This is a genomic window from Streptomyces sp. NPDC055078 (assembly GCF_053607985.1).
Genome location: NZ_JBSGUP010000057.1, coordinates 1 through 23,617 on the forward strand (window position 1 = coordinate 1; position 23,617 = coordinate 23,617).

Here is a 23,617-nt window from a genome sequence, read left to right on the forward strand (position 1 = left end):
GCCCTGGGCCCCGTGAGCGGCGCGGGCTACTGGCGGATCGACCAGCCGCGTTCGCGGAGCGCGGCGGTCAGGATCGTCGCCGCCGCGGGCTCCACCATCAGCTGCACCAGCCCCGCCTGCTGCCCCGTCGCGTGCTCGATACGGACGTCCTCGATATTGACCCCCGCGCGGCCCGCGTCCGCGAAGATGCGGGCCAGCTCGCCGGGCTGGTCGCTGATGAGAACGGCGACGATGTCGTACGAGGCCGGTGCGGCACCGTGCTTGCCGGGGATCCGGGTGCGGCCCTCGTTGCCGCGGCGCAGGACGTCCTCGATGCCCTGGACGCCGTCCCGGCGCTTGGACTCGTCGGCGGACTGGAGCGACCGCAGCGCCTGGACCGTCTCGTCCAGGTCGGCCGCGACCCCGGACAGCACATCGGCCACCGGTCCCGGGTTGGCGGAGAGGATCTCGACCCACATCCGGGGGTCGGAGGCGGCGATCCGGGTGACATCGCGGATGCCCTGGCCGCACAGGCGTACGGCGGTGTCGTCGGCCTCGCGCAGCCGGGCGGCGACCATGGAGGAGATCAGCTGGGGGGTGTGCGACACGACGGCGACGGCCCGGTCGTGGGCGTCGGCGGCCATGACGACGGGGACGGCGCGGCAGAGCGCGACCAGTTCGAGGGCGAGGTTGAGGACCTCGGTGTCGGTGTCGCGGGTGGGGGTGAGCACCCACGGCCGCCCCTCGAAGAGATCGGCGGTCGCGGCGAGCGGGCCCGAGCGCTCCTTCCCGGACATCGGGTGCGTACCGATGTAGGCGGAGAGGTCCAGGTCGAGGGCCTCCAGCTCGCGCCGGGGGCCGGCCTTGACGCTGGCCACATCGAGATACCCCCGGGCGGTCCCCGCCCGCATGGCGACGGCGAGGGCGCCCGCGACATGCGCCGGGGGCACGGCGACGATCGCCAGGTCGACGGGACCCTCGGGCGGCTCGTCCGTGCCCGCGCCGAGCGCGGCGGCGGTACGGGCGCGCTCCGGGTCGTGGTCGACGAGATGGACGGTGACGCCACGGCCCGCGAGCGCGAGTGCGGCCGAGGTGCCGATCAGGCCGGTTCCGATGACGACGGCGGTTCTCACTGGGCGATGTCCTTGCGTCTCACTGGGCGATGTCCTTGCGCAGAGCGGCGGCGGCACCGAGGTACACATGGGTGATCTCGGCCCGGTCGAGACCGGATTCGATATGGGCGAGTATCCGTACGACTCGGGGCATCGCGCCCAGGACGTCCATCTCCTGGGCGCAGATCAGCGGTACGTCGACGATGCCGAGCCTGCGGGCCGCGGCGGCCGGGAAGTCGCTGTGGAGGTCGGGCGTGGCCGTGAACCAGACGCTGATGACGTCGTCGGCGACGAGGGCGTTCCGCTCCAGCACGGCGGTGATCAGCGCCCCGACCCGCTCGTCCATCTCCCCGGCGTCGTCCCGCTCCAGCTGGACGGCGCCCCGGACCGCTCGTACCGCCACGTCGTGTACTCCTCGGTCTCCTCGGTGTCGCCCCGGTGCGGGTACCGGATGCGGTACCCAACGCGGTACCGGTGTGCGAATGCTCCGTTCAGCGTAGCCAGATACCCGGGGGCCGGGCCGCCGCGACCGCCCTCCGAGACGGCGGGCGACCACAGGCGACCACAGGCGACGGCGGGCGACGGCTGCCACGGACTCCGGTCACGGCCAATGTCACCCGGACCGGGCCACCCCGCCACTTGGCGGCGCGCGTCGCCCGGTTGCTTCTGCCGACGGGGCGCGGGCGTCAGGATACGGAGGAGAAGGCGGCACGAGCGAGGGAGACCGGCCATGGACGCACGGCGGCGGACACTGCTGACGGCGGGCGCGACGGGCGCCGCCGCCCTGGTGGCGGGGTGCGGCGGGGGCGGTGACGGACCGGCCCCGGAACGGACGGCCACCCCCGTACCGGCGACCACGGAGCCCGGGTCGGCCACGACGGAGCCCGGGACCGGCCCGCCGTCCACACCCGCGTCCCCGGGCCGGCTCCTGGCGAGGACGTCCGAGATCCCGGTGGGCGGCGGAAAGGTGTTCCCCGAGCCGAAGGTGGTGGTGACACAGCCGGTGGCGGGCCAGTTCAAGGCGTTCTCCGCCGTCTGCACCCATCAGGGCTGCACGGTGAACAAGGTCGCGGACGGCACCATCGACTGCCCCTGCCACGGCAGCCGGTTCCGGGTGGCGGACGCGTCGGTGGCCAATGGCCCCGCCACCCGCCCGCTGCCGCGGGAGCAGATCACCGTCGCCGGGGACACGATCCTGCTCGCATAGCCTGTGCGGCATGACCCCGGACGAACCGGTGATGACCCCGGAACAACTGGTGCGCGACCACACGGTCTACTCCTGTGTGATGGGTTCGCGGGCCTTCGGCCTCGCCACCGAGGACAGCGACACCGACCGCCGTGGCGTCTTCGTGGCACCCACCCCGCTCTACTGGCGCTTCGGCAAGCCGCCGGCGCATATCGACGGCCCGGACAGCGAGCGGTTCTCCTGGGAGCTGGAGCGGTTCTGTGAACTCGCTCTGCGGGCGAACCCCAATGTCCTGGAGTGTCTGCACTCCCCTCTCGTCGAACGCGTGGACGCCACCGGCCGTGAACTGCTCGCCCTGAGGGGCGCGTTCCTGTCCCGCAGGGCCCATGAGACGTTCGTCCGCTACGCGCGGGGCCAGCGCCGAAAGCTGGATTCGGACATCCGGCAGCACGGCACGCCCCGCTGGAAGCACGCGATGCATCTGCTGCGGCTGCTGATGTCCTGCGGCCGTCTGCTGCGTACGGGAGAACTCGTCCTCGACGTGGGCGAGGACCGCGAACGGCTCCTGGCGGTCAGGCGCGGGGAGACCTCCTGGGGCGAGGTCGAGTCCTGGATGGCGCGCGCCGCCGACGAGGCGGAGTCGGCGGCGGTCCGCAGCCCGCTCCCCGCGGAGGCCGACCACGCCAGGGTCGAGGACTTCCTGTTCCGGGTCCGGCGCGCGTCGGCGCTGCGGTCGGACCCGTACGCGGGTGCCGAAGGGCTCCGGGGGCTCCCCGAGCGGCCGTGATCCCCGCCGGGAGGGTGATCCGGAGCCGCAAGCGGGTTCAAACAGCTCCAAACGGCTTCAAACAGCTTTACATGGGTGCCAACAGGTTCACGCGGTTCAGGAGTCCCAGAGCGCTCCCAGGGACATCAGATCGCTGCGGTACTCGATCCGCTCCGCCCACTCCTTGGGCCAGGCCCCGGCGCCCAGATGGGCCCCCGCGAGCGCGCCCGTCAGCGCGGCGATGGAGTCCGAGTCGCCCCGGGTGCAGGCGGCCCGGCGCAGGGCGAGGGCGGGCTCGTCGGGGAAGAGCAGAAAGCACTGGAGCGCTGTGGCGAGGGCCTCCTCCGCGACCCAGCCGTCGCCGGTCGTCAGACACGGGTCGGTCTCCGGGGCGGGCGTGCGCAGCGCTGTCGCCACCCGGTCCAGGGCCCCCAGGCACTCGTCCCAGCCCCGGGCGATGAACGCCTGCGGGGTCGCGTCGTGGGCATAGCTCCACAGATCGCCGAGCCAGCGCTGGTAGTAGCGGCTGCGGTTCTCGTACGCGTACGAACGCAGCCGGCCGACGAGCCCCATCGGCTCCGCGCCCCGGGCCAGCAGAAACACCGCACGGGCCGTCAGATCGCTCGCCGCGAGCGCGGTGGGGTGGCCGTGGGTGAGGGCGGACTGCAACTGGGCGGCGCCCGCCCGCTGCTGCTCGCTCAGCCCCGGGACGAGTCCGACCGGCGCGACACGCATATTGGCGCCGCAGCCCTTGGAGCCGAGCTGGCTGGCCCGGGTCCACGGCAGCAGGTCGTCGTCGAGCAGCCCACAGGCGGTCAGACAGGTGCGGCCGGGGGCGCGGTTGTTCTCGGGGTCGTGGTACCAGGCGGTGAACTCGTCCCGCAGCGGCTGGGTGAGCCGGAAGGCGTCGAGCAGCCCCCGGTCCATGGCCGTACGGATGCCGCGGGCCACGGCGAGCGTCATCTGGGTGTCGTCGGTGACGCACGCGGGCCGGGGCAGTTCCATCTCCCGCCAGGGGCCGCACTTGGCGAGGATCTGCGGTACGTCGTTGAACTCCGTGGGGAAGCCCATCGCGTCCCCGAGCGCCAGCCCGATGAGCGAGCCGGTGGCGGCCTGCTTGGTGAGGGTCCTCGTGGTCCTGAGCGTGGTCATGGCTGCCGTCCTTCCGGTCGCAGAAGTGGTGGGTGCAGAGCGGACGCGGCTCCCGCCCGGTAGAGCGCGGCCGGTTTGCCCCGGCCGCCGGTGCGGCGCGGCGGGCCCTCGACTGCCTCGACGAAGCCGGGCGTGGCGAGGACCTTCCGCCGGAAGTTGGGGCGGTCGAGTTCGACGCCCCACACCGTCTCGTACACCTGTTGCAGCTCGCCGAGCGTGAACTCGGCGGGGCAGAAGCTGGTGGCGAGACAGGTGTATTCGAGCTTGGCGCCGACGCGGTCGTGCGCGTCGGCGAGGATCGCGTCGTGGTCGAACGCGAGGGGGGCCGCGGCGCCGAGGGGTACCCACTGGGCGTGGGCGGCGTCCCCTCCGCCGCGCGGTTCGGGCAGATCCGGCAGCAGGGCGGTGTAGGCGACGGACACCACCCGCATCCTCGGGTCGCGGTCCGGTTCGCTGTAGGTCCGCAGCTGTTCCGGCTGGAGGTGCCCGACGGTCCGCCGGGACAGCCCGGTCTCCTCGGCCAGTTCACGGCGGGCGGCCCTCTCCGCGGACTCATCGGGGCGTACGAAGCCTCCCGGCAGCGCCCACGCGCCCTTGAACGGCTCCTCGCCGCGCTGGACGAGGAGGACGTGCAGCTGCCCCTCGCGGACCGTGAAGACGGCGAGGTCGACGGTGACCGCGAAGGGCGGGAAGGCGCGCGGGTCGTAGTCCGGCACGCCGTCCGGCCCGGCCCCTTCCCGTACGCCCGGCCCGCCAGGACGGCCGTGGTCCCGCACGGGCGGCCCGCCCGGTTCGATCCCCGCCCGTACGCCCGGCCCGCCCCGTTCGTCGTGTGTGCTCTGTTCGTCGTGTGTGCTCGGTGCGTCGTGCGTGCTCGGTGCGTCGTGCGTGTCCCGCATGTTCCCCGTGGTCCGCCCTTCCCGTGTCAACGGCGTTCGGAGAGATCCGGCAGCGGCTCGGCGAGGCCCCAGCCCTCGCCGAGCAGGTCGTCGACGGCGGCGACCGCGGTGGCGAGCCGCCGCTGGTGCGGCCCGGTGAGGGCGACGGTCCGCCGTCCGGTGCGGGCGAGTTCGGCTGCGAACCGGCCGGTCATCCAGGGCCGCAGCTGCTCCCCGTCCCTCAGTCCGTCGTCCTCGAAGGCGACTCCCTCGTGGTCGGTGAGCAGCCACAGATGCTGCCTGCCCCGGGCGGCGATGCGCGCCACCTCGTCGTTCGGGCCGCCCAGATAGCGTTCGTGCCAGATCGTCGTCGCGAACGCGTCCGTGTCGCAGAACAGCACCGGCGAACCGGTCCGCGCGGCCTCCTCCTCCAGCTCGGACTGCCGCCGGGCGATCACCGGGAAGTCCTCCGGCGCGAACGACACATCGGCCCAGTCGGCCCTGGGGCGCTCGGCCCGCAGCCGGGCGAGCTTGTGTTCGCTGAACTCCCGCCCGTACTCCGGTACACAGCGGGTCCTGGCCCAGACCCCGCCCCGGCGCCGGTAGTGCTCGGTCAGCGCCCGTGCCATCGTCGTGGTGCCCGTGGACTCCGCGCCGAGGACGACCACCCGCCGGGTGAGCGCCGCGCGCACGGGCCGCCGCAGAAAGTCCCAGCAGCCCACCGGGTCCTTGCGCACGGCGGTCCCGGAGACCGGGAACAGGCTCCGCCCGGGGTCGACGCTCACGGAGTCCGCGCCGAAGCGGCGGCCCAGTTCGCCCCCGTACGCCTCGGAGGTGAACACGGCGTCGACCTGCTCGGGCACGGCCGCGCGGAAGACGGCCATATGGGCGTCCCAGACCGCCGGGTCGTGCACATCCATCGGGATGTCGTCGACGGCGCCCACGACCCGGACGCCGGGGTGCACCTCGCGCATCCAGGCGACCCGGTCGGCGAGCGGGATCGACTCCACGGAAGCGGCGCACACCAGGACCGTCAGCAGCTCGCAGCGGTCGGCGGCGGTCGCCACGAGATGGTGGTGCCCGGCGTGCGGCGGATAGAACTTCCCGAGGACGAGTCCGTGCCGGTAGGGCGTCATACGGTCACCTCGGCCACCTCGGCGGATGTCCGGCGGGCGCCGGCGTCCCGCGACCAGTTGCGCAGTCCGATCACGCACAGGGTCATGAATCCCACATACAGCAGGGCGGTCAGATACAGCCCCTTGTGCGCGTACAGCGGGACATAGGCCACATCGGCCGCGATCCACAGCCACCAGGACTCCAGCCGCTTCCGGCACTGCCCATAGGTCGCCATCAGCGACAGGGCGGTGGTGAGCGCGTCCCAGAAGGGGACGGTCGAATCGGTGGCCCGGTCCAGCAGAAGCGTGATCGCGACGGTCCCCAGCGCCCCCGCCACCAGCAGCCAGCTCCACTCGGTGCGGGTGGTGCGCCGCACCGGGAGCCGGCTTGAGCCCGGTCCGCCTCCGTGGGTCCAGGTCCACCAGCCGTAGGCGGCGAGGCTGATGAAGACGACCTGCAGACCGGCGTCGGCGTACAGACCGGCCTGGGTGAAGAGCAGCACGAAGAAGAGGTTGTTGGCGATACCGACGGGCCAGTTGGCCAGGTGCTGCCGGGCGACGAGCCAGACACAGAGCGCGCCGCTGCCGAATCCGAGGACCTCGGTCCAGCTGACCGGGGTGTCGAGCACGGTGAACAGCGGCTGCTGCAAGGGGTCCAGTACGTCCGCGAGGCTCACGCCCGCCTCCTTAATAGTCATACTGACTATAAAAGGGTTGTCGCGGATCGCACAAGACTCGGGCACGAGACGTGGGCACAAGATGCGGGCATAGGACGCGGGAAGCCCACGGCGTCGACCGCCGTGGGCTTCTTCGGTTCCCGAGGTGTATCGCGGGCGCTCTCCACGGGCCTAATGGCGCCTGAAGACGCCTAAAGGCGTCTAAAGGCGTCTAAAGACCGACGTCCTTCATCAGCATGCCGACCTCGGTGTTGGTGAGCCGCCGCAGCCAGCCGGACTTCTGGTCGCCGAGCCCGATCGATCCGAACGAGGTCCGTACGAGCTTGTCGACGGGGTAGCCCGCCTCGGCGAGCATCCGGCGCACGATGTGCTTGCGGCCCTCGTGGAGGGTGACCTCGACCAGATAGTTCTTGCCGGTGTTCTCCACGACCCGGAAGTGGTCGGCGCGGGCGTAGCCGTCCTCCAGCTGGATGCCGTCCTTGAGCCGCTTGCCGAGGTCGCGCGGCAGCGGGCCCTGGATGGCGGCGAGATACGTCTTCTTCACGCCGTACTTGGGGTGGGTGAGCCGGTGCGCCAGCTCGCCGTGGTTGGTGAGCAGGATGACACCCTCGGTCTCGGTGTCGAGCCGGCCGACGTGGAAGAGCCGGGTCTCCCGGTTGGTGACATAGTCTCCGAGGCACTGTCGGCCGTCGGGGTCCTCCATGGTGGAGACGACACCCGCGGGCTTGTTCAGCGCGAAGAAGAGATACGACTGGGTCGCCACGGTCAGCCCGTCGACCTTGATCTCGTCGTGCTCCGGGTCCACCCGCAGCCCCTGCTCGGTGACGATCCGGCCGTTCACCTCGACCCTGGCCTGGTCGATCATCTCCTCACAGGCCCGGCGGGAGCCCATCCCGGCCCTGGCCAGCACCTTCTGGAGCCGCTCGCCCTCCTGCTCGGCGCCCGGGAAGGTCTTGGGCGGGGAGACCTGCGGCCGGTCGGCGTACCGCTCCCGGTTGCGCTCCTCGGTACGGGCGTCGTACTCGCGGGAGCGGGCCGGAACGGACCTGCCGCCCCTGGGCGGCTGCTTGGGGGACTGCTTCGGTCCGCCCTTGGCACCGCCGCGCGCCGCCGCCCCACGGCCCCTGGCGGGCCCGTCCGAGCGCGGCCCGTCCCAGCGCGGACCGTCCGAGCGCGGACCACCTGAGCGCGGACCGTCGGGCCGCTGGCCACCGGAGCGCGGACCGTCGGACCGCTGGCCACCGGACGCGCCGCCTCCGGACCTGCCGGACGGAGCCCCACCGGACCTGCCGGAGCGCGGGCCGCCCGACCCGGCGCCGCCGGACCTGGACCCGCCGGACGAGGAACCGCCCGACCTGCCGGACGGGCCACCACCGGACCTGCCGGACGGGCCACCGCCGGACCTCGGCCCGTCGGACGGGGAACCGCCCACGTCGTAGCGGCGCTCCTCGGGACGGGGCCTGCCCGCGCGCTTCTGCCTGTCGTCGCGGCCACCGCCCGCGCCGCGGTGGTTACCGCGCCCGCCGCTGTTCCCGCTGCTGTTCCTGCCGCTGCTTCGCATCAAAGTTCCGTCGTCTTGTCATTCGCGTCTGAGTCCGGAGCGTCCGGATCGAACGACGGAACACCTTCCTGCGCCTCAGCCGTCTCGGCTTCGATCGCCTCGGCCTCGGGGAGGAAGGGCGCCAGCTCCGGCAGCTCGTCCAGACCGCGCAGGCCCATCCGCTCCAGAAAGTAGTTCGTCGTCCTGTACAGGATCGCACCTGTTTCGGGTTCCGCGCCCGCCTCCTCGACCAGACCGCGCTGGAGGAGGGTGCGCATCACGCCGTCGCAGTTCACTCCGCGTACGGCGGAGACGCGTGAGCGGCTGACCGGCTGCCGGTAGGCGACGACCGCGAGAGTCTCCAGGGCGGCCTGGGTGAGCCGGGCCTGCTGGCCGTCGAGTACGAAGCGCTCGACCGACCCGGCGTGCTCGGGCCTGGAGTAGAACCGCCAGCCGCCCGCGACGAGCCGCAGCTCGAAGCCCCTGCCCTGGGCCGTGTACTCATCGGCCAGCTCGCGCAGGGCGTCGGCCACCGCCCGCCGGGGCCGCTCCAGGACCTTGGCGAGATGCTCCTCGGTGGCCGGCTCGTCGACGACCATCAGTACGGCTTCGAGGGCGGGCTTGAGATCGCTCACGCCTTCTCCTCTGCGATGTCGGGGCCTGCGGTGTGGGCGCCTGCGATGTCGAGGGCTGCGGGGTGACCGGTGCGCGGGCCGGTGGACGGGCCGGTGCCGGAGCCGCTACGGGAGCCACCGGGGCCCGCCGGGTCGCCCTCGGGGTCGCCGGGCTGCCGGGAATCCTCCCGTACGGCCTCAGGGGGACGGTCGAACTCGTCGGTGACCGTGACCTCTGTGTCGCCCTCGCCGCCGGTCCAGGTGACCAGGAGTTCACCGAGGGCGTCCTCCTGTTCGAGGGCGACCGCCTTGTCCCGGTACAGCTCCAGCAGGGCGAGGAAGCGCGCGACGACGGTGAGTGTGTCCTCCGCGTCGGCCACCAGCTCCTGGAAGCCGATCCGGCCGCGCCGCCGCAGCAGGGCGACGACGATCTCGCCCTGTTCCCGCACGCTCACCAGGGGGGCGTGGATGTGATCGACGTACACCTGCGGTCTGGCTCTGGGCTGCATCGCCTTCACGGCGAGCCGGGCGAACCCCTCGGCCCCGATGCTGATCACCACTTCGGGCAGCAGCTCGGCGTGGTGCGGTTCGAGCCCGACGGTGCGCGGGTAGCGCCGGGCCTCGGCGTCCAGCCGGGCGCTGAGGATCTCGGCGATCTCCTTGTACGCGCGGTACTGGAGCAGCCGCGCGAACAGCAGATCGCGCGCTTCGAGCAGCGCGAGGTCGGCCTCGTCCTCGACCTCGGCGGCGGGCAGCAGCCGGGCGGCCTTGAGGTCGAGCAGGGTGGCGGCGACAACGAGGAACTCGGTGGTCTGGTCGAGGTCCCAGTCGTCTCCCATGGCACGGATGTACGTCATGAACTCATCGGTGACCCGGGACAGTGCGACTTCGGTCACATCGAGCTTGTGCTTGGCGATGAGCTGGAGCAGCAGATCGAACGGGCCCTCGAAGTTCGCGAGCCGAACGGTGAACCGCCCGTCGTCGGCGGCTGCCGCCGCCCCGGTGTCCCCGGGCGACGCACTGGCGGGAACCTCCGCGACCGGCTCGGCGGACGCTTCCGGTCCCTCCGGCTGCTCCGGTCCCTCCGGCTGCTCCATCTGTTCCGGTTGCTCCGCTTGCTCCGGAACATCCGGCTCTTCCGAGGGGGTCGCGGGCGGCTCGACGGACCCGGGCCCCGGGGTGTCGGCCCGGCTCGGCCCGGCGTCCGCGTCGGGGCCGGGCGGAGTGAGGGAAGGTTCCTGCCCTCGCCGGACCGCCGGAAGCGGCTCCGCGCCCCTGCCCAGCGCGCGGCGGGGCGGGCGGGCGGGGCCAGGCGAGTCGGCCGGTGTCAAGGGCATTCCAAAGAAGTGCAGAAGTGCAGCAGGGGCAGCGCGCAGGCTACCCTCAGCGACCGCGCAGACGGCGGACGAGAATGCTCGCGTCGCCCCGCTGTTCCAGATCCGCGAGCACCACCGCGACCGCCTCGCGCACGATCCGCCCGCGGTCCACCGCGAGCCCGTGCTCCCCGCGCAGCACCAGCCGCGCGTGTTCGAGGTCCATCAGCTCTTCGGCCGAGACATAGACCGTGATCTTCTCGTCGTGCCGCTCCCGGCCGCTCGGCCGCCGGTTGGCACCCCGGCCCCGACCACGGCGTCCTGGTGCCCCAGCGGCCTCCTGAGGGGCCTGGGAGCGCCGGGCCTTCCCAGCGGGGGTCTGGGCCTGTGCCGCGGCCTCCTCGCCCCGGCTGCGGCCCTCACCGGCACCGTCCGCCTCCGCCGCCGAGTGCTCCTGGGACCCGGCGGGGGAATCGTGGCCCTCGCCGCCCTTAAGGGGATCGCTCTCCCCCGCGGGCGCCGGAACCCTCTGCTCCCCGTTCGACTGCCTGCGGGGCGCGGACGACTGGAGTGCCATACCCCCGGTCGTACGGAACAGTTCGTCGGCCCCGGGCAGACTCACTCGGCGTGACACCGGGCGAGCACCTCCCTGGCGAGCTGACGGTAGGCGGCGGCGCCGACCGAATTCGACGCGTACGTGGTGATCGGCTCACCGGCGACCGTGGTCTCCGGGAAGCGCACCGTGCGCCCGATCACGGTGTGGTAGACGTGTTCGTCGAACGCCTCGACCACCCGCGCGAGCACCTCGCGGCTGTGCACCGTGCGGGAGTCGTACATCGTGGCGAGGATGCCGTCCAGTTCCAGGTCGGGATTCAGCCGTTCCTGGACCTTCTCGATCGTCTCGGTGAGCAGCGCCACCCCGCGCAGCGCGAAGAACTCGCACTCCAGGGGGACGATCACCTTGTGCGCGGCGGTCAGGGCGTTGACCGTGAGCAGCCCCAGCGAAGGCTGGCAGTCGATCACGATGTAGTCGTAGTCCGACATCAGCGGCTTCAGCGCCCGCTGGAGCGTCGACTCGCGCGCGACCTCGCTCACCAACTGCACCTCGGCCGCCGAGAGGTCGATATTGCTCGGCAGCAGGTCCATATTGGGCACGGCGGTCTTCAGGAGCACCTCGTCCGCCGCCATGCCCCGCTCCATGAGCAGGTTGTAGACGGTGAGGTCCAGTTCCATCGGGTTCACGCCGAGGCCGACCGACAGGGCTCCCTGAGGGTCGAAGTCGACGAGCAGGACCCGCCGTCCGTACTCCGCGAGCGCGGCGCCCAGATTGATGGTCGACGTCGTCTTGCCGACGCCGCCCTTCTGGTTGCACATCGCGATGATCTTCGCGGGACCGTGATCGGTCAGCGGACCCGGGATGGGGAAGTACGGCAGGGGCCGCCCGGTGGGGCCGATCCGCTCACGGCGCTGGCGCGCGGCGTCGGGGGCAAGGGTGGCCGCGTACTCGGGATCGGGCTCGTATTCGGCGTCGGGGTCGTAGAAGTGACCCTCGGGGACTTCCTCGTAGGCGGCGAAATGGGTGGACTCTCGGCCACTCCCGTTGCCGGCCATGGCGTTCACGTGTTGGCCGTCCGTCATCTTCATCGTGTGGGCTGTCGTCATGTGCGTGGTGTCCTGGCGTGTCGCGAAGGTCCGTACCACGAGGGAACCGACGGAGCCGACAGCCTCACGACCGGACAACGGGCTCTGGCCCCGCGCATGCGTTCCCGCTTGACCACCCCCGGGAGTAATTGTCGACTCATTCACAAGTCGTCTTACCTCCTTGGATGTGACCAGGAATCTTTATCGATAGGTCAGCGTGGCACCATGCCGACGGTTGGCGACTCTATGGCGTGTCACCGCTCCGCAGCAACACAATCCACCGGACCCAGCCCTATGTGTCGGCAACGGAACACCCTTCTGTCAAGGGTGCGGGGCCGTCCCGGCGCGTCTTCGGGCGCCGGTTCCGGGGGTGCGCGAATCGGTTGAAGCGTCACGTTCGAGGCGGAGTTGAACGCGCCCCCCGAGGGGGTGGGACACCTCCGGCCGGACCTCGCTTGGCAAGATCCGGCCGGGGGCACGATGTTGACGAAAGGCGTCGGCCGTCAGCCGATGAGGGCGCCCAGCTCGACGTGCGGCAGCCCGTGCGCCTCGGCCACGGAACGGTAAACGACCTGGCCGTCATGGGTGTTGAGGCCCAGCGCGAGCGCGGCGTCACGGCGCAGTGCCTCGACCCAGCCACGGTTCGCCAGCTCCACGATGTAGGGCAGCGTGGCGTTGGTGAGCGCGTAGGTGGAGGTGTGGGGCACCGCGCCCGGCATGTTGGCGACACAGTAGAAGACCGAGTCGTGGACCATGAAGGTCGGCTCGGCGTGGGTGGTCGGATGCGAGTCCTCGAAGCAGCCGCCCTGATCGATCGCAATGTCGACAAGGACACTTCCGGCCTTCATCTTGGCGACCAGCTCGTTGGTGACGAGTTTTGGTGCCTTCGCGCCGGGGATGAGGACGGCGCCGATGACGAGGTCGGCCTCGATGACGGCCTTCTCCAGTTCGAAGGTGTTGGAGACGATCGTCTGCACCTTGGTGCCGAACAACTTGTCCGCTTCGCGCAGTTTATTGATGTCCCGGTCGAGCAGGGTGACATGGAAGCCCATGCCGACGGCGATCTGGGTGGCGCTCCAGCCGGAGACCCCGCCGCCGATGACGACGGCCTTGCCGGCGTGGGTGCCGGGGACACCGCCGGGCAGCACTCCCCGGCCGCCGGCCGAGCGCATCAGATGGTAGGCGCCGACCTGGGGGGCCAGTCGGCCCGCGACCTCGGACATCGGGGCCAGCAGCGGCAGCTGGCGGTTCGCGGTCTCGACCGTCTCGTAGGCGATCGCGGTGGTGCCGGACTCCAGCAGGGCATCGGTGCACTCGCGGGAGGCGGCGAGGTGCAGATAGGTGAAGAGCGTCTGGTCCTTGCGGAGGCGGTGGTACTCCTCGGCGATGGGCTCCTTGACCTTCAGCACCAGGTCGGCGGCGGCCCAGACCTCGTCGGCGGTGGGCAGGATCCGAGCCCCGGCGGCGATGAACTCGTCATCCGTGATCGAGGAGCCGACACCGGCGTGCCGCTCGATGAGGATCTCGTGGCCGTGGCGCACCAGCTCGTGCACACCGGCGGGGGTGATCGCCACCCGGAACTCGTTGTTCTTGACCTCGCGGGGGATGCCGACCTTCACGTCGATCACGGTCCTTGGCTCAGGGGATACAGGAGTAATTCCATTCATACCCGGACGCAACGGGTGCACCAGGAGACACCACGGGAAAGTCGCGGCGTAGCCAGTCTAATGAAGGAGTTCTCGCTGTCTAGCCTTACAAAGCATTATTCTTGGACCGAAGTGCTACGGATATCGTAGGTAGAACCTTCCTGCTTGTCCCTCTTCGCTTCATCTGCTGTGTCTTCCACGGCTGCTGCGGCTCCGGCGCCCGCTGCCCCCACCGGCCCTGACGCCCCGATCGCCCCCGTCATCCCCGTCACCCCCGCCGGCTCCGTCATCCCCGCCGGCTCCGTCATCCCCGCCGGCTCCGTCATCCCCGCCGGCTCCGCGGCAGCCGCCGTCCCCGTTTCCTGGACGCCCTCCCCGGCGCCCTCCTCAGCGCCCTCCTCAGCGCTCTCCTCGGCGCCGTCCTCGGTGAGCAGCCGCTCGGCGGTGGCCCGGTGCAGCCGGGCGGCGGCCGGGTCGCCCAGCCGGTCGAGGGTGTCGGCCAGTCTCAGCTGGAGGGCCGCCTGGAGCCGGTCGTCCCCGGCCTGCCGTGCCCACTCCACCGCATCCCGGCAGGTGACCAGCGACTCCTCGGGCCTGCCCGCGTACTCCTGGACCCGCGCCACTTCGCTCAGCGCGCGGGCCTGTGCCGGCAGATCGCCGACCTTGCGGTGGCCCGCGACCGCCGCGCGCCAGTCGCGCAGCGCCTCGCCGTAGCGGCCCGCGTAGGTGTGGACGGTGCCGAGCCGTCCGTACAGCCGTGCCTCCTCCGCGCGCTCGTCGCGGGTCTGGCGCTGGGCGAGCGCCCGGCCGTACCAGTCGGCGGCCCGGTGCCAGTCCCCCAGCTCCTGATAGGCACCGCCCACGGATTCCATCGCGCGACCGATGGCGTACGGGTCGTTCGCCGCCCGTGCCGCGACCAGGGCGGCCCGGTAACGGGCCAGCGCGGCCTCGCCGCGCCCGGTCCTGGCGTCGAGATCGGCGAGATTGAGCAGTGCGGCGGCCACTTCCCGGTGCAGTTCCCGGCGCTCGGCGACCCCCAGCACCAGTTGGTGCAGCGCATACAGCTCCGGCGCCGACGCCTCGGTGCCCCGATGCGCGGCCAGCGCTCTGACCAGCGCGGACACCAGCCGTCTCGCCAGGGTGTCCAGATCGCCGTCGGCCACAGCGACCCGCGCGGACGCCATCAGCGCGGGCAGCCGGGCGCACAGCCACTCCTCGGCGGCCGATGCGTCGGCGAACCGCAGGGCGCGCGGCATCCCGGCGAGCGCCGTGCGCGGAGGGGATCCCTCCGGCTCGGTGATGCCCCGGCACGCCTGGAGCTGCCGTACGACGCGCTCCAGCATCCGGGCGCGGGCGAGCTGTACCTCGGCGGGTTTGTCGAGGGCTTCCATCCGGTCGCTCAGCAGGGGGGCGAGAGCGCCCGGCACCCGGTACCGGTCGTCTTCCCGGTGCAGCAGACCGAGGGCCACGAACTCCTCCAGCGCCTGCTCGGCCTCGGGTACCGCGCAGCCGCCGAGCGCGGACGCGGTGTGCTCGTCGGCGAGTCCGGCGGGCGCGAGGGCGAGCAGCCGCAGCGTCCGGGCGGACTGCGGCGACAGGGATCCGTACACCAGCCGGAACGCGCGGGCCAGCGGCCGGGCGGCCCTGGGCGGCTCGCTGTCCTCGGGCAGGGCCCGCAGCCGCCGCGTCACGTCCGCGACCGAGGTCCCCGGCCGGGCCGCCAGCCAGCCGCCGACCAGGGCCAGCGCCGCGGGCAGTCCCCCGCACTCCTCGGCGACGGTCTCCGCCGCCTGCGGATCGACGGTGATCCGGACCGATCCGGTGAAGGTGGCGAGGAGTTCGATGGCCGCCTTGGCGTCCATGCCGCCGAGCGTGCACGGCCGTACGTCGGGGATACCGGTCAGCGGCCCCCGGGACACCGCCACGGCCAGCACGCCGGCGTCGTCGGGGAGCAGCGGATCGACCTGCTCGGCGTCGACGGCGTCATCGAGGAAGAGGATCGTACGGCGGCCCGCGAGCGCGTCGCGGACCATCGCGCTCAGCTCGTCCCCGTCCGCGCCGGGCGGCCCCTCGACACCGAGGGCGTCGAGCAGCGCGCGGGCCGTCTCCTCCGTCGGGACCTGCCGTCCGCCGGGCTCGGTCAGCCGGGCCCGCAGCACCCCGTCCGGGTAGTCGCCCGCGATCGTGCCGATGAGGCGCCCGGCGAGCGCGCTCCGCCCGGAACCGGGGCGTCCGGCGATCAGAAGGACCCGGGCGCGGGCGGCCTTGCGGCCCGCGATGGTGTCGAGTCCGGCCCGTTCGATATCGGCCTGAAGGGACTTCAACTCCCGCTGCCGCCCGAAGAAGTGGCCACCGGGCGTGCCGGTCCTGCCGACCGAATCCACCGCCTGATCCGTCACGGGCCACGCTCCCGTCCAGTCCGCGCACGAGCCGAGCCCGCAGGGAATCCGCACGGGCGTTCCGAGCGTAATTCACTCTCTGCGACGAACCGGTAGGAGCGCGTCCGGTACATCACCTGATCGGATCAATCGGATCGAAGGATCATCCGACAGATGCCGTGCGAGGAGCCCCGGATGGCCCCGCGGGGCGCCGGAGGACGGTCTCGAAAGGCGGGTCCGGCCTCGAAGGGCGGGTCAGGGGTCGGGTCAGGCTTCGACGGGCGGGTCAGGCTTCGAAGGGCCGGGCCGGCCAGGGCGCCCCGGCGGGGCGCAGTGCGTCGAGGCCGTCGCCCGCGAGCGCGGCGGTGGCCGCCAGTACGCCGACGACGAGACAGTTGTTGTGCAGCTCTCCGGCGAGCGCGCCCCGGACGAGATCCATCAGCGGCACCCGCGCCAGCTCCATGTCCGCCTCCTCCTCGGAGACCTCGAAGCGCCGCCCATCGGCGGCCGACAGATCGCGGGCGAGGAAGATCCGTACGGCCTCGTCGCAGCCGCCGGGTGTGGTGTAGACATCGGTGAGCACCCGCCAGTCCTCGGCCTTGACGTGGGCCTCCTCGTACAGCTCGCGCTGGGCGGCGTGCAGCGGGTTCTCACCGGGGACGTCCAGCAGTCCGGCGGGGATCTCCCACAGTTTCTGGCGCACGGGGTGGCGGTACTGGCGCAGGACCACCGCCCGGTCGTCCTCGTCGAGGGCGAGGATCGCGACCGAGCCCGGGTGGACCTGGTAGTCGCGGCGCGCGACGGTGCCGTCGGGCATGATCACGTCGTCGGTGCGGACACTCGTCTTGTTGCCCCGGAACGGAGTCGCGGTCGCGGTGACGCGCCACTCCTCGGGGGTGTCCTTGATGACCATGGCCCTGTCCATATAGAGAGATCCTCCCGCTGCCGCACCGCCGGACCGGGGTATACGCCGGCAGAAGGCACATACCCCGATCAACGGTAGCGCCTGGCGGTCACCGCCCCGGCGTGTGCTCCGCCGCCGTACCGCCCGCCGCCGTGCCGCCCACCGGCTCCCGCTCGCGCGACGCACGCTCCACCGCGGCCTTCACCAGACCCGCGAAGAGCGGATGCGGCCGGGTCGGCCGGGAGCGCAGCTCCGGGTGCGCCTGGGTGGCGACGAGATAGGGGTGCACCTCGCGCGGGTACTCGACGAACTCGACGAGCTTGTTGTCCGGGCTGGTCCCGGAGAACACCAGGCCCGCCTTCTTCTCCAGCTCGGCGCGGTACGCGTTGTTCACCTCGTAGCGGTGCCGGTGGCGCTCCTCGACATACGGCTCGTCGCCGTAGACCTCGCGGACGATCGAGCCCTCGGCCAGCTTCGCCGGGTACAGGCCCAGCCGCATGGTGCCGCCGAGGTCGCCCGCGCCCTCGACGTAGGCGAGCTGCTCCTCCATGGTGGAGATCACCGGGTGAGCGGTGGCGGCGTCGAACTCGGTGGAGTTCGCCTCGGGGATCTCGGCGACATTGCGCGCCGCCTCGATGACGATGCACTGCAGGCCCAGACACAGGCCCAGCAGCGGGACCCCGTTCTCGCGGGCGTACTGGATCGCGCCGACCTTGCCGCTCACTCCCCGGTCGCCGAAGCCGCCGGGGATACAGACCGCGTCGACGTCACCGAGCTGCCGGGCGGCGCCCGCCGCGGTCCTGCAGTCGTCGGATGTGACCCATTTCACCTTGACCCGCGCCTTGTTGGCGAAGCCTCCGGCGCGCAGCGCCTCGGTCACCGACAGATAGGCGTCGGGCAGATCGATGTACTTGCCGACCAGCGCCACGGTGACCTCGTGGTCGGGGTTGTGCACCCGGTCCAGCAGATCGGCCCAGGTCGACCAGTCCACATCGCGGAAGGGCAGATCCAGCTTGCGTACGACATAGGCGTCCAGACCCTCGGTGTGCACGACCTTGGGGATGTCGTAGATGGAGGGGGCGTCGGGGCAGGCGATGACCGCCGCCTCGTCGACATCGCACATCAGCGAGATCTTGCGCTTGATCGCGACCGGCACCTCGCGGTCCGCGCGCAGCACGATCGCATCCGGCTGAATACCGATGTTGCGCAGAGCGGCCACGGAGTGCTGGGTGGGCTTGGTCTTCAGCTCTCCCGAGGGTCCGATGTAGGGCAGCAGCGAGATGTGCACGACAAAGACATTGTCCCGGCCGACCTCGTGTCTGACCTGGCGGACGGTCTCCAGGAACGGCAGCGACTCGATATCGCCCACCGTGCCGCCGACCTCGGTGATGACCACGTCGACGTCATCGGTCGCCATCCGGCGGATACGGCTCTTGATCTCGTTGGTGATATGCGGGATGACCTGGACCGTGTCGCCCAGGTACTCGCCCCGGCGCTCCTTGGCGATCACCTGGGAATAGACCTGGCCGGTGGTGACATTGGCCGAGCCGTCGAGGTCCACATCGAGGAAGCGCTCGTAGTGGCCGATGTCGAGGTCGGTCTCGGCCCCGTCGTTGGTGACGAACACCTCACCGTGCTGGAAGGGGTTCATCGTGCCGGGGTCGACGTTCAGATAGGGGTCGAGCTTCTGCATCGTGACCCGCAGGCCCCGCGCCTTCAGCAGCGCCCCCAGGCTGGACGCCGTGAGTCCCTTGCCGAGGGAGGAGGCGACACCCCCGGTGACGAAGATGTGCTTGGTCGTCATGGCTGTGCTGTTTCGAAAAGCAGCGGGCGGCATCGCCAAGAGGGGGCTCCCGTGGTCGCGAGGTGAGATGAGATGCGTACCGGCGTCCCTCCCGGTTGTTCAGGGGGTGCCGTCGCTGCGGTTTCGGAGCCTCTGTCTGCACAGGCCGGCAACCGGTCCACGGGGTACCAGGGTAACAGCGACGGCGGGAGACCGCTTCCGGCCACGCACCCTCACCTGAGCCTCCCGGGGCACCCGCGTCACCGGTTCCCCACCGGTGTTCCCGGCCGGCGTTCGACGGGTGTTCCCGTGCTCCCCTGCCGGCATCCGACCCGTGTTCCCGTGTTCCCTGCCGGCATCCGACCGGTGTTCCCTCCGGTGTTGTACGTGCGGTCCGCCGCCGGTGCTGTACGCGCGGTCCGCCCCCGCGCGGCCACCGCTCCCCGGCCCGGGCCACCGGTCCTCCCGCCCGCGACCACCGCTCCGGCCGCCGATCCGCCGCGCCCGGCGGCCCCCCGCCCGGGCCCTCGCACCGGGTGTGCGGGTCCCCACGTACAGAGCGCGCAGGCCACGCCGTACAAGGTGCACAGGCCAGCGAGCGAATCGGTGATCGTCCGGTGACGCAAAGGCGTCTCAGGGCACCTCACCAGCACCTCGCCCATGGCTCACTCGTTCGGCGGACTCACGTTGTCGAGACCGCCACGCGGATCTCCTTCGTGCGTCGTATCCTGCTCGGACACTCGCTTTGCCGAGCAATGCACAGGGGCGCGCCAAGCGCGTCGAGCAGGGGGGTGGTGGGCGACGGGCGACACAGGCCAAAAGCGACATCCCCGACATCGGCCCGGAACCCCACGCTCGTCAACGACCCTTGACGCAGTAAGCGCCCCTCGGGGCGGACATGGCCGTTCGACTGGAGATGCACGTGGCCGGGCGCATCGAGGATTACGCACTCATCGGGGACATGCAGACAGCTGCGCTGGTCTGCCGGGACGGCACGGCCGACTGGCTGTGCCTGCCCCGTTTCGACTCGCATGCTGTCTTTGCCGGGCTCCTCGGCACCGAGGAGCATGGCTTCTGGAGGCTGGGCCCCGCCCACGCCGCGCACGCCGAGCCCCCGGCGGCCGACCGGCGCCGCTACCGCGGTGACTCCCTGATCCTGGAATCGGAGTGGGACACACCGCGCGGCACCGTCCGTGTGACGGACTTCATGCCGCCGCGCGACGGGGCACCGCAGCTCATCCGGATCGTGGAGGGCGTCAGCGGACGGGTGCCGATGCGCTCCGCGCTCCGGATGCGCTTCTCCTACGGACGGATCACGCCCTGGGTCCACAAGGTCGACGGCCGCACCGTCGCCGTCGCGGGGCCCGACTCGGTCTGGCTCGACACCGAGGCGGAGACCTACGGCAAGAACCTCACCACCTACTCCGACTTCACCGTCGCCCCCGGCGAACGCGTCGCCTTCACCATCAGCTGGCAGCCCTCCCACCACCGTCCGCCCGCGCTCTCCGAGCCGGAAGCCTCGCTGACGGCGACGGAGGAGTTCTGGCACGGCTGGGTCGAACAGTGCACGTACCACGGCCCCTACCGCGAGGCCGTCATCCGCTCGCTCATCACCCTCAAAGCCCTGACCTACGCACCCACCGGCGGCATCGTCGCGGCACCCACCGCCTCACTGCCCGAGGACATCGGCGGCGTACGGAACTGGGACTACCGCTACACCTGGCTGCGCGACGCCGCCATCACCCTCTCCTCCCTGCTGCGCACCGGCTACCGCGACGAGGCCCTCGCCTGGCGCGAATGGCTGCTGCGCGCCGTCGCCGGGGACCCCGAGAACCTCCAGATCATGTACGGGATCGCCGGGGAGCGGGAGCTGGGCGAGGCCGAGCTGGACTGGCTGCCCGGCTACGAGAACTCGACCCCCGTACGCGTCGGCAACGGCGCCGCCCACCAGCTGCAACTCGACGTCTACGGCGAGGTCACCGAGGCACTGCACCTGGCCCATATGACCGGTCTGGCCCGCAACGACTACGCCTCGCTGCTCCAGCTCAAGCTGATCCGGTACCTGGAGAGTCACTGGGACCAGCCCGACGAGGGCATCTGGGAGGTCCGCGGCCCCCGCCGCCACTTCGTGCACTCCAAGGTGATGGCCTGGGTCGCCGTCGACCGCACCATCAAGCTCATCGAGTCCGGCGACGCGGACGGACCGCTGGAGCGCTGGAAGGACCTGCGCGACACCATCCACCGCGATGTCTGCGAGAAGGGCTACGACCCCGAGCGCAACACCTTCACCCAGTCCTACGGCTCCAAGGAACTGGACGCCTCCCTGCTGCTCATCCCGCAGATGGGCTTCCTGCCGCCCGACGACAAGCGGGTCATCGGCACCATCGAGGCCATCCAGCGCGAACTGTCCACCGAGGACGGTTTCATCCTGCGCTACCCCACCGCCGGCCAGGACGCCGGCGTCGACGGCCTCGAAGGCGACGAGGGCGCCTTCCTCGCCTGCTCCTTCTGGCTCGCCGACGACCTCGCGATGATCGGCCGCGTAGACGAGGCCCGCCGCCTCTTCGAGAAACTCCTCGCCCTGCGCAACGACCTCGGCCTCCTCGCCGAGGAGTGGGACTCCAAGCTCCAGCGCCAGGTCGGGAACTTCCCCCAGGCGTTCAGCCATGTCCCGCTGATCGACACCGCGCTGCGGCTCACCGCCTCCGGAGCGTACGGGGGGTAGTGCGCGCACCCGGTCCTGCCCGCTGCCGACGGAGCCGCGGGCGGGGTCCGCCGACGCACCGCCCACGGCCCGGTGCGCAGGAGCCGGGCAGGTACCCACCGCCCCCGTTGCGGCTCGGTCCCGTTCGACGTGACCGTGACCGGCGCCCGGCTGCTCCGTCCGGGCACATACGGGTCGGCCCGCGTCCGGGAGAACCCGGCCGCCCGCGTACGGCCACGGGCCGCGACCGCCCGGCTGATGTGCGAGAACGCCTCCGGCGGGTAGCCTCCGAAGCCCCGTCCGGCACAAGTGAAGCGCGAGGCTGTAGGCAGTGGAGTCAGAGGAGACAGAGGAGACCCCGGGCGGGCCCCAGAGCGGGATCACCGTGCGACGGGCCCTGGATCTGCCCGGACTGCGCTCCGGGCTCCCCGAGGTCGTCGCCGGGGCCGAACATCTTCAGCGCACCGTGCGCTGGGTGCACGCCGGCGAGGCACCGAACATCGCCTCCCTCCTCAAGGGCGGCGAACTGCTGCTGACCACCGGCATGGGCCTCGGCAGCCGGCCCGCCGAACAGCGCGCCTTCGTGCGCCGGCTCGCCGACCGGGGCATCTCCGCGCTGGTCGTGGAACTCGGCCCGCGCTTCGGCCGGCTGCCCGCCGCGATCGTCGACACCGCCAGGTCCGCCGGGCTGCCCCTGGTGCAGCTGCACCGCGAAGTCGCCTTCGTCGCCGTCACCGAAGAGATCCACACCGAGATCGTCAACGGACACTACGCCCTGCTGCGGCGGGCCGAGGAAGTCCACCGGCGCTGTACGGAGGTGCTCCTCGAAGGCGGCGGAGTCCCCCAGGTCCTGCGCATCCTCGCCGAGTTCACCGCGAACCCCGTCTTTCTGGAGACCCCCGACGGACAGCTCCTCTACGCCGCCGACTCCGGATCGGCGCAGGCCGGCGCCGACCCCCTCCAGGTGTGGGAAGGGCTGCGCGGCCAGCGGACCGCCCGGGAGTCACCGCCCGCCGGCACCGTCCTGGTCGATGTGCCCGGCGGCGGGCGGGGCACCGCGTCCGTACGCGCCCGGCTCGTCCTGCCCGCCGTGGGCTCCCCGCTGCTCAGGGTGCACCGGATGGCGGCGGAGCGGGCGGCCGGGCTGGTCGCGGTCGTCCTGATGCAGGCACGCCAGGAGGAGGAACTCGCGGCCCGGGGCCGGGGCGACTTCCTCACCGACCTCGCCGAGGGGCGCATCACCGCCGATGACGCCCCCGCCCAGGCGCGGGTCCTCGGCTTCAGGCCCGGTGACGGCCCCCTGCTGCCCGTCGTCATGCGGATCACCCCGTCCTCGGGCACCTGGGCGCCCCTGGCGCACGCCGTACTCCAGGAGCTGTCGACGCTGGGGGTGCCGGTGCTACTGGGCGTACGGCCGGTGGAGGGCCGTGTTCCGCTGCTGCTGGGGCTGCGCTCCGAGTCCGAGCGGGTCGCCGTCGCCGACCGGGTCGCCGGGGCGCTGCGCGCCGGGGTGGAACGGGCCGGTCTCGAACGCGCGGGCGCGCAGCCGCCCGTTGTGGTGGTCGGCATGGCGGGTGGCTGGGCGGCGGCGTCGGCGGGTCTGCGGCACGCCGCCGAGACCGCGACAGCCGCCCAGGGACTCGCCGACCGGCCCTGGTACGACGCCCGCCGCCTCGATACGGACCTGCTGCTGTGGCGGCTGCGCGACCACCCCGACCTCGCCGCCTTCGTCGACCGCGCGATCGGTCCACTCCGCGACCACGACGCGACCTCCCGTCCGCCGCTGCTGCCCACGCTGGAGTCCTATCTCACCCACGCGGGCCGCAAGGCGGAGACCGCCCGCGACCTCCATCTCAACCGCCAGACCCTCTACAACCGGCTGGCCCGCATCTCCGAACTCCTCGCCACCGACCTCGACGACCCCCAATCCGTCCTCGCCCTCACCCTCGCCCTCCGCGCCCGCCGCCACGTGCCCTGACATCGGATTTCCCCGCGCGTCGGGGTCCTGGGGTCCGACCCGGGTGCTTCGGGGCGGGGGTCGGGGTCCGGTGTGGGGGTCTTGGGCTTGCCCCGGGGCCGCTCGGGGCTGGGCCGGTGTTCTGGTGTCGGGGTCCTGGGCTTGCCCCAGGCGCCTCGGGGCTGGGGCCGGGGTCCGCTCCGGGGTCACGTCGGGACTGCACGATTTAACGCGCGGGTAGGGGCGTTGCGAGTGGCCGGCCCGACACCGCC

General features: G+C 71.9%; 19 protein-coding genes and 1 pseudogene. 5 read left to right on the forward strand and 15 right to left on the reverse strand.

Translation table 11 applies throughout. The annotated features are described in order from the left end of the window. Positions 1–26: 26 nt before the first annotated feature. Complete coding sequence (locus tag ACWF94_RS07825; protein ID WP_453485744.1) at positions 27–1,112, reverse strand: prephenate dehydrogenase; 1,086 nt, start codon at positions 1,110–1,112, stop codon at positions 27–29. A gap of 19 nt (positions 1,113–1,131) precedes the next feature. Further along, complete coding sequence (aroH, locus tag ACWF94_RS07830; RefSeq protein WP_453485746.1) at positions 1,132–1,494, reverse strand: chorismate mutase; 363 nt, start codon at positions 1,492–1,494, stop codon at positions 1,132–1,134. A 327-nt stretch (positions 1,495–1,821) separates the two neighbouring features. Here aroH and ACWF94_RS07835 point away from each other — a divergent pair, with 327 nt between their 5' ends. After that, positions 1,822–2,298: a Rieske (2Fe-2S) protein gene (locus ACWF94_RS07835; RefSeq protein WP_453485748.1), complete on the forward strand. Its 477-nt coding sequence runs from the start codon at positions 1,822–1,824 to the stop codon at positions 2,296–2,298. 31 nt (positions 2,299–2,329) lie between these two features. Continuing rightward, complete coding sequence (locus ACWF94_RS07840) at positions 2,330–3,064, forward strand: nucleotidyltransferase domain-containing protein (protein WP_453485770.1); 735 nt, start codon at positions 2,330–2,332, stop codon at positions 3,062–3,064. Between the two features lie 96 nt (positions 3,065–3,160). Here ACWF94_RS07840 and ACWF94_RS07845 read toward each other — a convergent pair whose 3' ends face one another. From ACWF94_RS07845 to ACWF94_RS07905, 13 genes and pseudogenes are all read right to left on the reverse strand, one after another. Further along, positions 3,161–4,195 (reverse strand): ADP-ribosylglycohydrolase family protein, encoded by a 1,035-nt coding sequence (locus ACWF94_RS07845; protein ID WP_453485750.1) that lies wholly within the window; start codon positions 4,193–4,195, stop codon positions 3,161–3,163. Beyond that, a complete protein-coding gene (locus ACWF94_RS07850; RefSeq protein ID WP_453485752.1) occupies positions 4,192–5,094 on the reverse strand; it encodes an NUDIX hydrolase in 903 nt (300 codons plus the stop codon). Before ACWF94_RS07850 ends, ACWF94_RS07845 begins: the two co-directional genes overlap by 4 nt. 26 nt (positions 5,095–5,120) lie before the next feature. Continuing rightward, positions 5,121–6,209 (reverse strand): AAA family ATPase, encoded by a 1,089-nt coding sequence (locus tag ACWF94_RS07855; RefSeq protein ID WP_453485754.1) that lies wholly within the window; start codon positions 6,207–6,209, stop codon positions 5,121–5,123. Next, positions 6,206–6,865, reverse strand: coding sequence for a nicotinamide riboside transporter PnuC (pnuC, locus tag ACWF94_RS07860; RefSeq protein ID WP_453485756.1), 660 nt, complete (start codon positions 6,863–6,865; stop codon positions 6,206–6,208). Before pnuC ends, ACWF94_RS07855 begins: the two co-directional genes overlap by 4 nt. Positions 6,866–7,076: 211 nt before the next feature. Continuing rightward, complete coding sequence (locus ACWF94_RS07865; protein ID WP_453485758.1) at positions 7,077–8,426, reverse strand: pseudouridine synthase; 1,350 nt, start codon at positions 8,424–8,426, stop codon at positions 7,077–7,079. Beyond that, entirely contained in the window at positions 8,426–9,004 is a 579-nt protein-coding gene (gene scpB, locus ACWF94_RS07870; RefSeq protein WP_453485772.1) for an SMC-Scp complex subunit ScpB, read from the reverse strand. Before scpB ends, ACWF94_RS07865 begins: the two co-directional genes overlap by 1 nt. Positions 9,005–9,195: 191 nt before the next feature. After that, positions 9,196–10,350 (reverse strand): annotated as a pseudogene (locus tag ACWF94_RS07875) (segregation/condensation protein A); the annotation flags it as partial. 52 nt (positions 10,351–10,402) lie between these two features. Beyond that, a complete protein-coding gene (locus tag ACWF94_RS07880; RefSeq protein WP_453485760.1) occupies positions 10,403–10,966 on the reverse strand; it encodes a hypothetical protein in 564 nt (187 codons plus the stop codon). Further along, entirely contained in the window at positions 10,951–12,138 is a 1,188-nt protein-coding gene (locus ACWF94_RS07885) for a ParA family protein (RefSeq protein ID WP_453485762.1), read from the reverse strand. Before ACWF94_RS07885 ends, ACWF94_RS07880 begins: the two co-directional genes overlap by 16 nt. A gap of 338 nt (positions 12,139–12,476) precedes the next feature. Continuing rightward, positions 12,477–13,592: an alanine dehydrogenase gene (gene ald, locus ACWF94_RS07890; RefSeq protein ID WP_453485774.1), complete on the reverse strand. Its 1,116-nt coding sequence runs from the start codon at positions 13,590–13,592 to the stop codon at positions 12,477–12,479. A gap of 143 nt (positions 13,593–13,735) precedes the next feature. Continuing rightward, positions 13,736–16,018, reverse strand: a complete 2,283-nt coding sequence (locus ACWF94_RS07895; protein WP_453485764.1) for a tetratricopeptide repeat protein — start codon at positions 16,016–16,018, stop codon at positions 13,736–13,738. 265 nt (positions 16,019–16,283) lie between these two features. Continuing rightward, positions 16,284–16,910, reverse strand: coding sequence for an NUDIX domain-containing protein (locus ACWF94_RS07900; protein WP_453485776.1), 627 nt, complete (start codon positions 16,908–16,910; stop codon positions 16,284–16,286). A gap of 100 nt (positions 16,911–17,010) precedes the next feature. Further along, the gene (locus ACWF94_RS07905; RefSeq protein WP_453485778.1) at positions 17,011–18,738 is read right to left on the reverse strand and encodes a CTP synthase; all 1,728 of its coding nucleotides are present in this window, start codon (positions 18,736–18,738) and stop codon (positions 17,011–17,013) included. An 868-nt stretch (positions 18,739–19,606) separates the two neighbouring features. Between ACWF94_RS07905 and ACWF94_RS07910 the strand changes: the two genes are divergently transcribed. The 3 genes from ACWF94_RS07910 to ACWF94_RS07920 all read left to right on the forward strand — a co-directional run bounded on the left by ACWF94_RS07910 (position 19,607) and on the right by ACWF94_RS07920 (position 23,366). Beyond that, positions 19,607–21,409, forward strand: a complete 1,803-nt coding sequence (locus tag ACWF94_RS07910; protein WP_453485780.1) for a glycoside hydrolase family 15 protein — start codon at positions 19,607–19,609, stop codon at positions 21,407–21,409. Positions 21,410–21,538: 129 nt separating this feature from the next. Next, entirely contained in the window at positions 21,539–21,673 is a 135-nt protein-coding gene (locus ACWF94_RS07915) for a hypothetical protein (protein ID WP_453485766.1), read from the forward strand. A 46-nt stretch (positions 21,674–21,719) separates the two neighbouring features. Continuing rightward, on the forward strand, positions 21,720–23,366 hold the full coding sequence (locus ACWF94_RS07920; protein ID WP_453485768.1) for a PucR family transcriptional regulator: 1,647 nt from the start codon (positions 21,720–21,722) through the stop codon (positions 23,364–23,366). The last annotated feature ends 251 nt before the right edge of the window (positions 23,367–23,617 follow it).